This window comes from Achromobacter sp. GW823-FHT04E03, assembly GCF_058796095.1.
The window spans coordinates 153,454-168,202 of record NZ_JBXAIJ010000002.1 but is presented as its reverse complement, the minus strand read 5'-3'; the positions used below and the strand labels follow the sequence as shown (position 1 = coordinate 168,202).

12 protein-coding genes are annotated in these 14,749 nt (G+C 68.8%); 8 read left to right on the top strand and 4 right to left on the bottom strand.

Annotated elements, in window-relative coordinates:
- Positions 1 to 5 precede the first annotated feature (5 nt).
- Positions 6 to 2,615, top strand: coding sequence for a type VI secretion system ATPase TssH (tssH, locus tag AC1RHV_RS12020; RefSeq protein WP_192330418.1), 2,610 nt, complete (start codon positions 6 to 8; stop codon positions 2,613 to 2,615).
- Positions 2,616 to 2,619: 4 nt separating this feature from the next.
- On the opposite strand, the gene AC1RHV_RS12015 is transcribed toward tssH, so the two are convergent.
- On the bottom strand, positions 2,620 to 3,381 hold the full coding sequence (locus AC1RHV_RS12015) for an FHA domain-containing protein (protein WP_175160037.1): 762 nt from the start codon (positions 3,379 to 3,381) through the stop codon (positions 2,620 to 2,622).
- A gap of 27 nt (positions 3,382 to 3,408) precedes the next feature.
- Entirely contained in the window at positions 3,409 to 3,780 is a 372-nt protein-coding gene (locus AC1RHV_RS12010; protein ID WP_054457206.1) for a TssQ family T6SS-associated lipoprotein, read from the bottom strand.
- A 118-nt stretch (positions 3,781 to 3,898) separates the two neighbouring features.
- Between AC1RHV_RS12010 and tssJ the strand changes: the two genes are divergently transcribed.
- From tssJ to AC1RHV_RS11980, 6 genes are read left to right on the top strand one after another with little or no spacing between them, the layout of a single operon-like run.
- Positions 3,899 to 4,459 (top strand): type VI secretion system lipoprotein TssJ, encoded by a 561-nt coding sequence (tssJ, locus tag AC1RHV_RS12005; RefSeq protein WP_054457203.1) that lies wholly within the window; start codon positions 3,899 to 3,901, stop codon positions 4,457 to 4,459.
- A gap of 18 nt (positions 4,460 to 4,477) precedes the next feature.
- On the top strand, positions 4,478 to 5,812 hold the full coding sequence (tssK, locus tag AC1RHV_RS12000; RefSeq protein WP_175181586.1) for a type VI secretion system baseplate subunit TssK: 1,335 nt from the start codon (positions 4,478 to 4,480) through the stop codon (positions 5,810 to 5,812).
- 27 nt (positions 5,813 to 5,839) lie between these two features.
- On the top strand, positions 5,840 to 7,117 hold the full coding sequence (locus AC1RHV_RS11995) for a DotU family type VI secretion system protein (RefSeq protein WP_054457200.1): 1,278 nt from the start codon (positions 5,840 to 5,842) through the stop codon (positions 7,115 to 7,117).
- The gene (gene tssM, locus AC1RHV_RS11990; RefSeq protein ID WP_054457198.1) at positions 7,114 to 10,743 is read left to right on the top strand and encodes a type VI secretion system membrane subunit TssM; all 3,630 of its coding nucleotides are present in this window, start codon (positions 7,114 to 7,116) and stop codon (positions 10,741 to 10,743) included. The genes AC1RHV_RS11995 and tssM overlap by 4 nt, the downstream gene beginning before the upstream one ends.
- Before the next feature lie 13 nt (positions 10,744 to 10,756).
- Positions 10,757 to 11,473: a type VI secretion system-associated protein TagF gene (tagF, locus tag AC1RHV_RS11985; protein ID WP_054457308.1), complete on the top strand. Its 717-nt coding sequence runs from the start codon at positions 10,757 to 10,759 to the stop codon at positions 11,471 to 11,473.
- A 19-nt stretch (positions 11,474 to 11,492) separates the two neighbouring features.
- Entirely contained in the window at positions 11,493 to 12,845 is a 1,353-nt protein-coding gene (locus AC1RHV_RS11980; protein WP_492300909.1) for a hypothetical protein, read from the top strand.
- Positions 12,846 to 12,905: 60 nt separating this feature from the next.
- Here the strand turns inward: AC1RHV_RS11980 and lysA are convergent, their stop codons facing one another.
- Entirely contained in the window at positions 12,906 to 14,198 is a 1,293-nt protein-coding gene (lysA, locus tag AC1RHV_RS11975; RefSeq protein ID WP_313387458.1) for a diaminopimelate decarboxylase, read from the bottom strand.
- On the bottom strand, positions 14,195 to 14,356 hold the full coding sequence (lptM, locus tag AC1RHV_RS11970) for an LPS translocon maturation chaperone LptM (protein ID WP_225589042.1): 162 nt from the start codon (positions 14,354 to 14,356) through the stop codon (positions 14,195 to 14,197). The genes lysA and lptM overlap by 4 nt, the downstream gene beginning before the upstream one ends.
- 54 nt (positions 14,357 to 14,410) lie before the next feature.
- On the opposite strand from lptM, the gene cyaY reads away from it, so the two are divergent.
- Positions 14,411 to 14,740 carry an iron donor protein CyaY gene (gene cyaY, locus AC1RHV_RS11965; protein WP_013396958.1) on the top strand — a complete coding sequence of 110 codons (330 nt, stop codon included), beginning with the start codon at positions 14,411 to 14,413 and terminating at the stop codon, positions 14,738 to 14,740.
- Positions 14,741 to 14,749 lie beyond the last annotated feature (9 nt).

The window sequence follows — 14,749 nt, the reverse complement described above, 5'->3', positions numbered from 1 at the left end:
CTGCCATGTCCGATATCGGCCGCATCGACCTCTTCGGCAAGCTCAATCCACTGCTCTACCAGACGCTGGAGGGCGCCACCGCGTTCTGCAAGCTGCGAGGCAACCCCTATGTGGAGCTGGTGCATTGGGTGCACCAGATCCTGCACGCGCAAGACAGCGACCTGCATCGCATCGCGCGCCGCTTCGAGCTGGACCTGGCCGCCTTGCAGGCCGACCTGACGGCGGAGCTGGACCGCCTGCCGTCCGGCGCGGGCTCGGTCTCCGACCTGTCCGAACACATCGACCATGCGGTCGAAAGGGCCTGGGTGCTGGGCTCGCTGCGCTATGGCGCGGCGCGCATCCGCAGCGGCCATCTGCTGGCGGGACTGGCGCGGACCTATGCGCTGCGTCACGTGCTGCTGGGCATGTCGGCCCAGTTCTCGCGCATCGCGCCGGACACGCTGTTGGAACAGCTGCAGGAGATCGTGCAGGGCTCGCCGGAAGACGCGGCCGAGACTGCGCCCGTTGCCGCTGCCGGGGCGCCGGACGCGGGCGGTTCCGCGCTGGCGCGGTTCGCCGTCGACCTGACGGCGCGCGCGCGCGCGGGCGAGATCGACCCGGTTTCGGGACGCGATGAGGAAATCCGCCAGCTCATCGACGTGCTGATGCGGAGGCGGCAGAACAATCCGCTGTTGGCCGGCGAGGCCGGCGTCGGCAAGACGGCCGTGGTGGAAGGGCTGGCGCTGCGCCTGGCCGCAGGCGAGGTGCCGCCGCAGCTGCGCGATGTGGCGCTGTACCTGCTGGATATTGGCCTGCTGCAGGCGGGCGCGGGCGTGAAGGGCGAATTCGAGCAGCGGCTGCGCGGTGTCATCGACGAGGTGCAGGCCAGCGAGAAGCCGGTGGTGCTGTTCATCGACGAGATCCACACGCTGGTGGGCGCGGGCGGCGCGGCAGGGACCGGAGACGCGGCCAATCTGTTGAAGCCGGCGCTGGCGCGCGGCGAGCTGCGCACCATCGGCGCCACCACCTGGTCGGAATACAAGAAGTACATCGAGAAAGACCCCGCATTGAGCCGCCGCTTTCAGGTCATACAGGTGCACGAGCCCGACGAGGCGCGCGCATTCGGCATGTTGCGCGGACTGGCTGAAACGCTGCAGGCGCATCATGGCGTGCTGCTGCTGGACGAGGCGATCGAAGCGGCGGTGACGCTGTCGCACCGCTACATTCCGGCGCGCCAGCTGCCCGACAAGGCCGTTGCGTTGCTGGACACGGCCTGCGCGCGCGTCGCCGTCAGCCAGCATGCGGCGCCGCCCAGCCTGGAGGATGCGCGCAGGCGGGTCCAGGCGCTGGAGCTGGCTCAACGCATCGCCGAACGCGAGCTGCGTCTGGGCGAGGGCGATGCGCAGCGGGTCGGACGCCTGGCGGCCGAGCAGGCCGTCGCCGCGAAAGAGGAGCAGGCGCTGGCGGAGCGCTGGGAGTCGGAACGCGCGCTGGCCGGAGAGGTGCTGAATTTGCGCCAGACGCTGGAGCTCGCCTCCTCCGATGCGCAGGAAGACCAGCGCCGCGCACTGGCGCAGGCGCGCATAGCGCTGGCGGCCAGTCAGGATGAATCCGCGATGGTGCATTGCGCGGTCGATGCCGCCGCCGTGGCCGCAGTGGTGGCCGACTGGACCGGCATTCCCGTGGGCCGCATGCTGCGGGACGAGGCGCGCGCGGTGCTGGACCTGGCGGACACGCTTTCGGCGCGTGTGATCGGCCAGCGAGATGCCCTGGAAGCGGTGGCGCGCCGCGTCCAGACTTCGCGGGCCGGCCTGACCGACCCGGACAAGCCGGTAGGCGTGTTCCTGCTCTGCGGCCCCAGCGGCGTCGGCAAGACGGAGACCGCGCTGGCGCTGGCCGAGGCGCTTTACGGCGGCGAGCAGAACCTGATCACCATCAACATGAGCGAGTTCCAGGAGTCGCACACGGTGTCCACGCTCAAGGGTGCGCCGCCGGGGTATGTGGGGTATGGCGAGGGCGGCGTGCTGACCGAGGCCGTGCGCCGGCGGCCCTACAGCGTGGTGTTGCTGGACGAGGTGGAGAAAGCGCATGCCGATGTGCACGAGATCTTCTTCCAGGTCTTTGACAAAGGCTGGATGGAGGACGGCGAGGGGCGCTATATCGATTTCCGCAATGCGGTGATCATCCTGACCTCCAACGTGGGCGCGGAACGGATCGCGACGCTATGCCGCGATCCCGAGCTGCTGCCCGACGCCGCCGCGTTGGCCGCGGCATTGCGCGAGCCGCTGCTGCAAGCCTTTCCAGCCGCGCTGTTGGGGCGGCTGGTGGCGGTGCCCTACCTGCCGCTGCCGGACGCCATGCTGGCGCGCATCGTGGACCTGCAGTTCGAGCGCGTGGGCCGCCGCCTGCTCGAGCAGCACGGCATCGTGCTGGAGGTGACGCCCGAGGCCACTGCGCTGGTGGTGGCGCGCTGCGCGGAAGTGGAGTCGGGGGCGCGCATGGTGGATGCCGTCCTGACCAATACCGTGCTGCCCCGGATCAGCCGGGAACTGCTGGGCGCCTCCATGCAGGACCGCAGGCTGAGCAAAGTAGGCCTGTCGGTCGCCGACGGGGAGTTCCGCTATGACTACGCCTGAGGCCTCAGCGGTTCTTGTCGCCGGGTTCTGGCTTGACGGGCGCGGGCCGCAGGTAGCCGCCGATCTCGCGCAGATGATCGGACGCGCTGCGGCCGTCTGCCGCGTCGCGCGGGCGGCCCAGCGCGTCGTCGACGGGATGGGCCCGGTGCTCGGCCAATGCGTCGTGCGCGGGCAGGGCGGACGGGGTGCCGTCCGAGAAGATGCTGGGCGTGTCGTCGCCCGGCGCATCGAACAGCGCCAGGGGATCGGTGGGCGGGCGCGACACCGCGCCGTCGCCGGGCGGCAGGTGGCGCAGGGGATCTTCCGGGTTGCGCGCCTGCGCGGAGTCCAGATCGAAGGGGTGTGTGGAGACGTCCGGCGCGCTGCCCACGGGCAGGGTGCCGGGGCCGATCAGGTCGCTGAAGATGTCGTCGTCGACCACGGCGGCCGCGCTGGCCGCCGGAGCCTCCGGCGCGGCCGCTGCGGCGCGCAGCCGGTAGTCGCCGATCTGCAGCTCGTCGCCTGGATGCAGCGGCACTTCCTGGTCGCGCGCGAGCGCCTGGCCATTGACGCTGACCGTGCTCATGTCGCTCAGGTTGAGCAGAAAGCCGGCGTCATCGTCGTTGACGCGGATCGCCGCCTGCACGCGGCAGATGCCGCGCGTCGGATCGGGCAGGGCCAATTGGTTGTCGAGACTGCGGCCTACCGTGCCGCCGGGCGCCGTGAACACGGCGTGGATGGGTTCGAAGGCCGGATCGCCGGCACGCTGGAACACGGTGAGTTTCACGCCTGTCTCCTGGGCGCCGTCGGCGCGTTAACGGATCTGGGACGCTTGCGCCGCCTGGAATGCCGGTCCCCACTGGGGGTGTCCGGCCTCATTCGGCGCGAGCTGGAACGAGGGCTGCAGCTGCAGGATGCGCGCGAAGCTGTCCTCGCACAGTTGGCGATAGTTGGTCACGCAGTAGCTGAAGGCCTGCAGCTTGAGCGCTTCGACCCGCATGGGCGTGGGCGCGGTGGCAAGCGCGTCGGAAGTCGCCACCGTGCGCACGACGGCTCCGAAGCGGCTGGCGGCATATTCGTCGCGCACCTGCTGCAGCGCTTCCACGGCTTGCGGCGATGGGGTGGAAGCACAGGCTGCAAGCAGCGCGAGCGTGGATATCAAGCAAATGCGTGCGGACTGTTTCATGGCGCGGGCGTGTCGTTCGGAGTGTGTAGGCCTGGTCATTCCGCCGATGATAGCGGCCCGCCGTGCAAGGTATGCGTCGCGGCGTAACAGACGTGTGTACTTTTATTTCCGAGGTCTTATGAACGGTCCATGCCTACGAGTGATTCCGACGGGACGGCGGCGCACCGCGGCGATTCTCGCGGCTGCGTTGACGGCGGCGATGCTCGCGGCATGCTCGTCGACGGCCAAGCGAGTGCCCGTGCCGTACGCGATCGAACTGCGCGCGGATCCGAAAGTGAACCAGAACGCCAGCGGCAGGCCCTCGCCGGTGCAGGTGACGATCTATGAACTGAAATCGGCCAGCATCTTCGAATCGCGCGACTTCTTCACCTTGCAGGGCGATGCGCATGCGGCGCTGGGCGCGGAGCTGCTCAATGTCGACCAGGTCATCCTGAAACCGGGTGAAACCAAGGTGGTGCAGTACCCAGGCAACGCCGAGGCGCGCGTGGTGGGCGTGGTGGCGGCCTATCGCGAACTGGAGCAAAGCAAGTGGCGGCTGCTGGTGTCGTTGCCCGAGGCGCAGAACACCAACATCTACAAGGTCTGGCAGTTTTCGCCGAACGAGGAGACGGTGAAGGTCGCGGTCAAGCGCGACGGGCTGGAAGAAGTGGATCGCAGCCGTTCGTGGTGGCCCTTTTAGAAGCGAAGAGAACCGCACATGGTGAGTAGAGACAAAGTGATCTGGTCGGAGGGCATGTTCCTGCGGCCGCAGCATTTCCAGCAGTTTGAACGCCATATGCTGCATACCGCGCAGCAGCGCGCAGCCACGCTCCAGGGATGCTTCTGGGGCTTTGGCCAGCTGTCGCTGGACCGCGACGCGCTGGCGATCGGCAAGGTGGCGCTGACCCGGGCGCAAGGCGTCATGCCCGATGGCACGCCTTTCGATTTCTCGCATCCGGACGCGGCGCCCGCGGCGTTCGAAGTACCGGCGCAGACGCGCGGCGCGCGCATCATGCTGGCCCTGCCGCGCGTGCGCGCCGGCGCCAGCGACGTCATCTACGAAGGCGAGGAAGACACGCTGGCGCGCTATCTGGTGCACGAGGCCGAAGTGGAAGACAGCGGCTCCGTGGCGCTGGAACCCGTCCTGATGCAGCTCGGACGCTTGCGGTTGCGATTGATGCTGGAGGACGAACTTACCGACGACTGGCTGGGCCTGGGCGTGGCGCGCGTGCTGGAGCGGCGTTCGGACAACCGGGTGGTGCTGGACGAAGGCTATGTGGCGCCGTGGCTGGCGGCGGGCGAGCATCCGGTTCTGCGGGGCTTCGTCGATGAACTGCAGGGGCTGCTCGACGCGCGCAGCGAGGCGCTGGCCTCGCGCCTGTCGCAGCCCGGCCGCGGCGGCGTTTCCGAGGTGTCGGACTTCATGCTGCTGGAAACCGTCAACCGCTATATGGGTTCGATCTGGCATGTGCGGCAGCTTCCCGCGCAGCATCCCGAACGTCTGTTCCACGACTGGCTGATGCTGGCCTGCGACCTGGCCACCTTCACGTCCGCCACGCGCCGGCCCGGTGTGCTGCCGGACTACGTGCACGATGATCTGCAGGGCAGCTTCACGCCTTTGATGAACGAGCTGCGCCGCTCCCTGTCGGCCGTGCTGGAGCAGCGCGCCTTGCAGATACCGCTGCAGGACCGCGGCCAGGGCGTGCGCGTGGCGCAGATCCAGGACGCGGAACTGTTGCAGTCGGCCGGCTTCGTGCTGGCGGTGCATGCGGACCTGGGCGTGGAGACCGTGCGGGCGCGCTTTCCGGCGCAGGTCAAGATCGGTCCGGTGGAACGCATCCGCGACCTGGTGCACCTGCAATTGCCGGGCGTCGCCGTGCGCGCGCTGCCGGTGGCGCCGCGACAGATTCCGTACAGCGCCGGACATGTCTATTTCGAACTGGATAAGAGCGGCGAATTCTGGAAGCAGCTGGAGCGCACCGGCGCGCTGGCGTTGCATCTGGCGGGCGATTTTCCCGGGCTGACGATGGAGTTCTGGGCGCTGCGCGACTGAGCGCGGCCAAACCAGGCGGAGACAACTATGCATGCTTCGGATCACACGCTGGCCGGCCCTCCGGGCGGCATCGGCGAAGGCGCTGCCAATACGGCGGGCAGGCTGCGTCCCCACGATTACGTCATCAGCGGCGCCAATCCGCTGGTGGCGGCGGCCAACCCGCTGCTGGACCTGATCCCGCAGATCCGCGCCACGGCGACGCATCCCTCGCCTGCGATGCTGCGCGAGCACCTGCTGGACGAAGTGCGGCAGTTCGAGCTGCGCGCGCAGCAGGCGGGCATCCCCAACGAAACCATACTGGGCGCGCGCTACTGCCTGTGCACGGCGCTGGACGAGGCCGCGGCGCTCACGCCATGGGGCGGGGGCGGCGTGTGGTCCGCGCACAGCCTGCTGGTCACGTTCCACAACGAGACCTGGGGCGGAGAAAAGTTCTTCCAGCTGCTGGCCAAGCTGTCGCAGAACCCCGGGCAGCACCTGGATCTGCTGGAGTTGCTGTATTACTGCCTGCTGCTGGGCTTCGAAGGGCGCTACCGCGTGATCGACAACGGCCGCTCGCAGCTGGAAACGCTGCGCCAGCGCCTCTTGCGGATCCTGCGCGGCGCGCGCGGCGATTATCCGCTGGCGCTGTCTCCGCATTGGCGCGACGAGCCGGCGCAGACGCCATTGCGCCGCCTGCCCGTGCCGCTGTGGGTGTTCGGCGCGTTGGCAGCCGTCCTGGCGCTGGCCCTGTACTGGGGCCTGGGCTGGCGTCTGGGCAGCGAGTCCGACGGCGTATTCGCGTCCATCGCCAAGCTGCGTCCGCCCACGGTGCAGATCGCCCCGACCGCCGTGAAGCGGCCCGCGCCCGCGCCGCGGCTGGCGGTGTTCCTGGCGCCCGAGATCCGCGACCAGTTGGTCACCGTGCGCGATGAGGTGGACCGCAGCGTGGTGGTGCTGCGAGGCGACGGCGTATTCGAATCTGGCGCCAGTTCCGTGCGCGACCAGTACCTGCCGGTGCTGTCGCGCGTGGCCGATGCCTTGCGCGAGACGCAGGGCAGCATCCTGGTGCGCGGCTACTCCGACAACACGCCGATGCGCAGTGCACGCTTTCCGTCCAACTGGCATTTGTCGCAGGCGCGCGCGGATGCGGTCAAGGACATGCTGGAGCAACGCCTGGGCCAGACGGCCCGCGTGCGCGCGGAAGGGCGCGGCGACGCTGATCCGGTGGCGCCCAATGACACGGCCGCGGGCCGCGCGCTGAACCGGCGGGTGGAGATCACGGTGCTGGTGCCGCCGGTGGCGCACGAGCAGGGAGGACAGGAATGATCTACAGGCTGTTCGGATGGTTCTTCAGCCGCCGCGTGTGGAACTTCCTGGGGCTGGTGGCCCTGGCGGTGCTGATCTGGATCGCGGGGCCGCTCATCGCCATCGGCACGGTGCGCCCGCTGGAAAGCGAAACGGTGCGCATCGCCGTCATCGTGGCGATGTTCGCGATCTGGCTGCTGCGGCTGTTGTGGCGCAAATGGCGCGAAGGGCGCTTGAACGCGCAGCTGCTGAGCCAGTTGCGGCGGCCCCGGCCCAAGGCGGAAAAGCCGCTGGAGGAAGCCGCCGGCAACGACGAGATACGCCAGCTGGAGGCGCGCTTTCACGAGGCCGTGGAACTGCTGCGCAAGACCCGCTTCGAGAGCCGCGGCAGGCGCGGCGCGCTGGACCGGTTCTCCAAGCAGTACCTGTATCAGCTGCCCTGGTACGTGATCATCGGCGCGCCGGGCGCGGGCAAGACCACCGCGCTGGTGAATTCAGGCTTGAACTTTCCTCTGGCCGAACGCTACGGCAAGGTGGCCTTGCGCGGCGTGGGCGGCACGCGCAATTGCGACTGGTGGTTCACTGACGATGCCGTGTTGCTGGACACGGCGGGGCGCTACACCACGCACGAAAGCGATCCGACCGGCGACGAAGAAGAGTGGCGCGGCTTTCTCGGCCTGCTGTCCAAGTACCGCGGCCGCCAGCCCATCAACGGCGCCATGCTCACTGTCAGCGTCGAAGACCTGCTGTCGGCGTCGGATGCGGAACGGGCGCAGCATGCGGCAGTGCTGCGACGCCGCCTGCAGGAATTGCGCGAGCAGCTGGGCATCGCATTCCCGGTGTATGTGCTGGTGACCAAGACGGATCTGCTGTCCGGCTTCGAAGAGTACTTCGCTTCCTTTACCCGAGAGGAGCTGGCGCAGATCTGGGGCTTTACCTTGCCGTATGCGCGCGCGCAGGAGCCGGGTTTCGACCTGTATGAAGCCTTTCACGAAGAGTATGCGCTGTTGCAGCGGCGGTTGGATGACGCCTTGCCTGAAGTGGTGGCGGCCGAGAGCGATCCTGCGCGGCGCGCGCTTGCCTACATGTTGCCGCAGCAGTTCGCGGGCCTGCAGGCCATCCTGGGCCATTTCCTGAGCGATGTGTTCGCGACTTCGAAGTTCGAGGCGCGGGTCATTCCGCGAGGCGTCTACTTCACCAGCGGCACGCAGGGCGGAGAGACCTTCGACCAGGTGACTGGCCATCTGAAGCGCTACCTGCGCATCGACGGCGGCGCCGCGCCCGCGGCCAGCGTGCCGGGCGAGGCGGAAGGACGCAGCTACTTCCTGAAGAACCTGCTGCAGGACGTCATCTTCCGCGAGGCCGGCCTGGCCAGCCGCAACCTGCGTTGGGAACGCCGCTATCGGCAGTTGCACTGGGCGGGGTACGGCCTGGTGACAGCGGCCTTCCTGGCCTTGGTCGCGGGTTGGACGATGAGCTATCGCAACAACGCCGATTACGTGGAAGAGGTGGCGCGGCGGGTGCCGGCGGTGGAGAAGCTGAGCCGCGACATCAAGATCACGCGCACCGGCGACCTGCTGGGGCTGATGCCCTTCCTGGACAGCCTCTGGTACCTGCCCCAGCACGAGGGCTTCGAGATCGACAATCCGCCCCTGAGCTATCGCTATGGCCTCTACCAGGGCCAGAAGCTGCGGGCGGCGGCGCAGGGCGTGTACGGCAACACGCTGGACCAGGTGCTGCTGCCGCAGGTGGCGCGGCGCGTCGAGACCGCCCTGCGCGACGCCTCGGCCAGCGACCTGGAGTATTCCTACGAGGCGCTGCGGGCCTATCTGATGCTGTACGAGGCCGAACGCTACGACGCGGAGTTCATGCATGCGTGGCTGCTCTCGGACATGCAGGCCACCCTGCCTGAAGGCTACACGCGGCGCCAGTATGAGCAGCTGTCGCTGCACCTGCGCAACCTGACGCAGAGCCACGTGCTGGCGTCGCCGTTTCCCAAGGACGACGCGCTGGTGGCCCAGGCGCGCGAGAAGCTGGCGCGCTACACGCTGGCGCAACGCGCCTACAGCCGGCTGCGCCGCACCCTGGCCAACGCCGACGCGGCGCCCGAGATCACGGTGGTGACGCTGGGCGGCGCGCAGGCCAGCGCCGTCTTCGTGCGCAAGAGCGGCAAGCCGTTGAGCCAGGGCATTCCCGCGCTCTACAGCTATCGCGGCTATTGGGACGTGTTCAACAAGCGCGTGACCGGCGTGGCCGAGGTGCTGCGTTCGGATGATGCGTGGATCCTGAACATCCCGTTGCGCAGCCAGCTGGACCAGACGGCGCAACGCCAGCTGGTGGTCGACATCAAGCGCTTGTACATGAACGACTACGTGGCGCAGTGGGACGGCTATCTGAACGATATGCAGCTGGCGCCCAGCAAGTCGCTGCTGCAGAACATCCAGATGGCGCGCACCTTGTCCGCGCCGGAGTCTCCGCTGGTGCAGCTGGTGCGCGGCGTTGCGCGCGAGACCTCCTTGCTGCGCGATACCGGCAAGGATGACCGCTCGCTGGTGGACCAGGCGCGCGACCGCGTCAGCAGCACGCGCGAGGCGCTGGAGCAGATGTTCGGGCCAACCGGGCCCGGCGCGGCCATGCGGGCCGACGCCACCGACGAGAAGCTGGAGCGCATCGTGGACCAGCATTTCGAGCCGTACCGTCGGCTGGCCGAAGGCGAGGGCGCGGCGGCCGGCGCCACCTCGCCGATCGCAGCTACCACCGGCCTCATCAACGAGCTCTATACCTATCTGACGGCGGCGGATGCGGCCTTGCGCAGCGGCAGCCCCGCACCCAGCTCGGATTCCGTGACCAAGCTGAGGGCCGAGGCGGGCCGCTTGCCAGGGCCGCTGCGCGACGTGCTCAACTCGCTGTCGGTGAACGCGTCCGGCGAGGTGTCCGACGTGGCCCGCGCGCGCATGGGCGAGACCGTGTCCGCCACCATCGGCATGTTCTGCGGCCAGTCCGTGGCCGGACGCTATCCGTTTTCGAGCCGTTCGGCGCGCGACGTGGCGCCCAACGATATGGCGCGGCTGTTCGGGCCCAATGGCCTGATGGACGACTTCTTCCAGAAGAACCTGGCGAACCAGATCGACGTTTCCGGACAGCGCTGGCGCTTCAAGCCCGGCATCGACGGCAAGTCGGGGGAGAACTCCACCACGCTGGACGCGTTCCAGCGCGCGGGCGTGATCCGCGACGTGTATTTCATGGCGGGCAACCCCATGCCCTCGTATCGGGTGGCCATCAGGCCCGTGGAAATGGACGCGGGCATTACCCAGTTCGTGATGGACGTGGATGGCCAGGCGGTGCGCTACGCGCATGGTCCGCAGGTGGCGACCACGGTGCAGTGGCCCGGTCCGCGCGGCAGCAACCAGGTGCGCATCGAGCTCACGCCGCAGGTCGGCGCGGCTGGCATGACCACGTCGGGCCCCTGGGCGCTGAACCGCATGCTGGACCGCGCCCAGCTGCGACGGGGGGCCACGCCGGAGGTCACGCTGGCCACATTCGATCTGGGCGGGCGCAAGGTGGTGCTGGAGATCACCGCCAGCAGCGTCAAGAGCCCTTTCCATCTGGCCGAGATGCAGGCGTTCGCCTGCCCGGGCGCGTCGTGAACAGGACATGGACATGGAGCTAGCAGTGGAGCGTGGGCGTGTGGGCTGGTACGGCAAGATTCCGGCGGCGGGCGACTTCGTGCACCGGCGCCTGCCGCGCGAGCTGATCACCTGGTGGGACCGCTGGCTGCAGTTCGGGCTGGCGGCGCTGAAGCAGGCGCCGGACGTCAATGCCGCGCGCGGTTTCGCGTCGGCGCCCATCTGGAATTTCGCGATTCCCGCCGGGCCGGGCGCGGGTGTCGCACAGCTGGGCTGCATCACGCCCAGCCGCGACCGGGTGGGCCGGGGCTACCCGCTGTGCGTGGTCATGGCCGTACCGCCCGCGCAGTACCACAGCAGCATCCTGGATGGCGCCAGCGACTACTACCGGCAGATCGGCGCCAGCATGCTGGCGGCGGTGCGCCATGGCTGCCCGGCGGAGCAGTTCGACCGCAGCCTGCAGCAGGTGCGTACGCCTGCCGCAGCGCCGGGCGCCGCCGCGCCGCGCGGCGGCAGCGACATCATGGATATCCTGAGCGCCGGCCGCGAGCAGGATTCCGCGCCGCTGGCGCGCCGCGCGCTGGGCGCCTGGCCCGACCTGCCGTTCTGCTTCAACCCCAGTTCCCACACCAGCTATTGGTGGACCAACCAGGCGGACGGCGCGGCCTTGCAGACCTACATCCATGGCGGCGCGCTGAACGCGACGCTGTTCGCCAGGCTGTTCTCATCCCTGCCGACCTGGCATCCCTGAATCTGCCGGAGGACCGCGCATGCTACGAACTTCAGCTGTGCCGCCTGGACCGGGCGCGGGGGGCTTCCCGGCCGCGCCAGATGTGGAGCGCCTGGACGATATCCTGCGCCTGTCGCCCGGGCGGCAGCGTGAACAGGAGATCCTGCGCGTGGTCGCCGGCCTGTCCGCGTCCCTGGCCGCCATGCACGAAGGCGGCCGGGCACATGGCGGCATTTGCCCAGATGCCGTGGTCCGCGACGGGCAGGGTTTTGCCGTCCTGGCGCCGCCTTTCGATGCGGCGCCCGATGACGAAGACGCAGCGCGGCATGCCGGTTACGCCGCGTTCGAACAGTACACGGACGATCCGGGGCATTCTTGCGGCCCCTGGACGGACGTGTACGGGCTGGCGGCGCTGGCGTACTTCCTGGCGACGGGCGCGGCCCCTCCAGGCGCGCTGGCGCGCCGTGTACGGGACGATTGCCCGCCTCTGGATGAGTGGCATCCGGGCGCCTATCGGGCGGCCTTCTGCGCCGCCGTGGACGAGGGCCTGGCGATGGAGGCGCAGGCGAGGCCGCGGACAGCCGTGGCGCTTGCTGCGGCGATGGGCGTGATCCCGCCGGCGGTGCCGGCTCCTGCGGCGGTTTCTGTGGCCGCTCCTGTGGAGGATCCGGAGCCGGACATGACCGCGCCTTCATTGATGATGGAGACGCCCGCCGGCGACCTTGCCGATCCGCCGCCGGCCGCCGCTCGCCTGACCGCGATGCGGCCGGAACACCCGACGCGCGCGCGGCGCATGCTGCCGCTGGCCGTGGCGGGCCTTTTGCTGCTTGCGGCGGGGGGATATGCATGGCTGCGGCCGGCACAGCCGCCGGTGGAGCTGGCTGGCGTGGCGCCGCCTCAAGCTCAGCAGCAACCCCAGCCCCAATCGGAGCCACCGTCCCAACCGCCGCCGCAACCCCTGCCGCCGTCGGAACCACAGCCGCAACCCGCGCCCGCGCCGACTCCACCGACCCCGCCGGATTCCCCCGCCGCGGCCCTACCAGCCTCGCCGCCGCAGGCCGCAGCCACTGGCTCCACCATGCCGTCCGCCAGCCCGAAGCCAGATAGCGCCCCTGAGCCTGAAGCCGCGGCAGCCCCCGCCGCGTCAGAGCCCGCCGCGCCCGCGACGCCGCCGCCTCAGGCGGCGCCTGTCACGGTGCGCGTGGCCGTGCGTCCGTGGGGAGAGGTGGTGGTCAATGGCCGCTCGCGCGGCGTCAGCCCGCCGCTGCGCGAACTGTCCCTGCCGCCAGGCCGTTACCAGGTGACGGTGCGCAACGCATCAGCGGGCGATTACCGCATGACCCTGACAGTAGCGCCGGGCCGGCCGGCTTCCATCACGCATGAGTTCGAGTGAAATGAGCGGCATCGCGCCCCTATGCGGCGCGCGGTCCGCGCCGCGGATGGCGGCAGCCCCTCAGGGCAGCGTGGATTCGCCCTTGAGCAGGTCGTCCAGCGTTTCGCGCTGGCGCACGACGTAGTACTTGTCACCGTCGACCATGGCTTCCGCCGCGCGGGGGCGGGCGTTGTAATTGCTGGCCATGGCCATGCTGTAGGCGCCCGCGGACTCCACCGCCAGCAGGTCGCCCTGTTGGAGAGCAAGCTTGCGCTGCCGGGCCAGCCAGTCGGCGCTTTCGCAGACCGGGCCGACGATGTCGTATAGGGTTTCGTCGCCCGCGCGCGGATGCACGGGGCGCACGCCGTGGAAGGCTTCGTACAGCGCGGGACGCAGCAGGTCGTTCATGGCGGCGTCGACGATGGCGAAGTTGCGCGCTTCCGAGTGCTTCAGGTACTGGACCCGCGTGAGCAGCACGCCGGCGTTGCCCACCAGCGAGCGGCCGGGCTCCAGCACCAGGTGCAGATGGCCGAAGCCGCGCGCGTTCAGGCGTTCGAAGACACGGTCCAGCAAGGCCTGGGGCGAGGGCGGGATCTCATCCGTATAGCGGATGCCCAGGCCGCCGCCCAGGTCCAGATGGACGATCCGGATGCCGGCCTGATCCAGCTTTTCGATCAGGTCCAGCAGCTTTTCCAGCGCGTCGAAATAGGGACTGATGTCGGTGAGCTGCGAACCGATGTGGCAGTCCACGCCCACGATTTCCAGGGCCGGCAGCGACTGGGCCAGGCGGTAGACGTCCAGCGCCGATTCGATGGCGATGCCGAACTTGTTTTCCTTCAGGCCGGTGGAGATGTATGGATGCGTCTGCGCATCCACGTCCGGATTCACCCGCAGCGAAACGGGCGCGCGCAGACCCATGTCATGCGCGATGTCCGACAGCCGGCGCAGTTCGGCTTCGGACTCGACGTTGAAGCACTTGACCTTGGCGGCCAGCGCGGCGCGCATTTCCCAGGCCTGCTTGCCCACGCCGGAAAATACGATCCTGGACGGGTCCGCACCGGCCGCCAGGGCGCGCTTGAGCTCGCCGCCGGAAACGATGTCGAAGCCCGCGCCCAGGCGCGCGAATTCCTTCAGGACGGCCAGGTTGGAATTGGCCTTCATGCCGTAGCAGACCAGCACCGGATGCTGGCCGACGGCATTGCGGTAGGATTCCCAGGCAGCCTTGAGCGCGGCGCGCGAGTAAACGTACAACGGCGTGCCCAGCTTTTCGGCCAGGTGATCCAGCGGCACGTCCTCGGCGTACAGGACATTGTTGCGGAACTGGAAGTACGGATGACCGGCCAGTTCAGGCTGCGCGGGGAATCGGGGGGTCATGGAATGGACTGCACCGGCGGGATGGCCGTCGGTTGCGGCTGCGGCTGCGTGCGCGAGGGCGGCTTGCCGTCCGGCGTCGGCATGTACAAGGGGCCCTTATACCCGCAGGCGGCAACCATGCCGGTCGCCAGCAGCGTGGCTACAATGCGAAGGACCATGCGGCGAAATGCCAAGTGGAACACTGGGAACTCCTAAATCTTGCAGGCTCGATTATGACCGAAACCGAATTTCTTGCGTTGATCGACCAGGTGCTGAACAGCATCGAAAGCCAGGCCGATGACTGGGCGGCTTCGCTCGATGTCGACGTCGAAACCAGCCGCAGCGGCAATGTGCTGACGATGGTTTTCGAGGACAACACCCATGTGGTGGTGAACAGCCAGGCTGCCATGCAGGAGCTGTGGGTCGCGGCGCGCAGCGGCGGCTTTCACTACCGCTACGATGGCCAGCACTGGAACGATACCCGAGGCGGCCCGCAGTTGCCGGATGCCCTGTCGCAGATCTGTTCCGCGGCAGCCGGCGTACCCGTGACGATACGCCTGTAAAACGTCAGC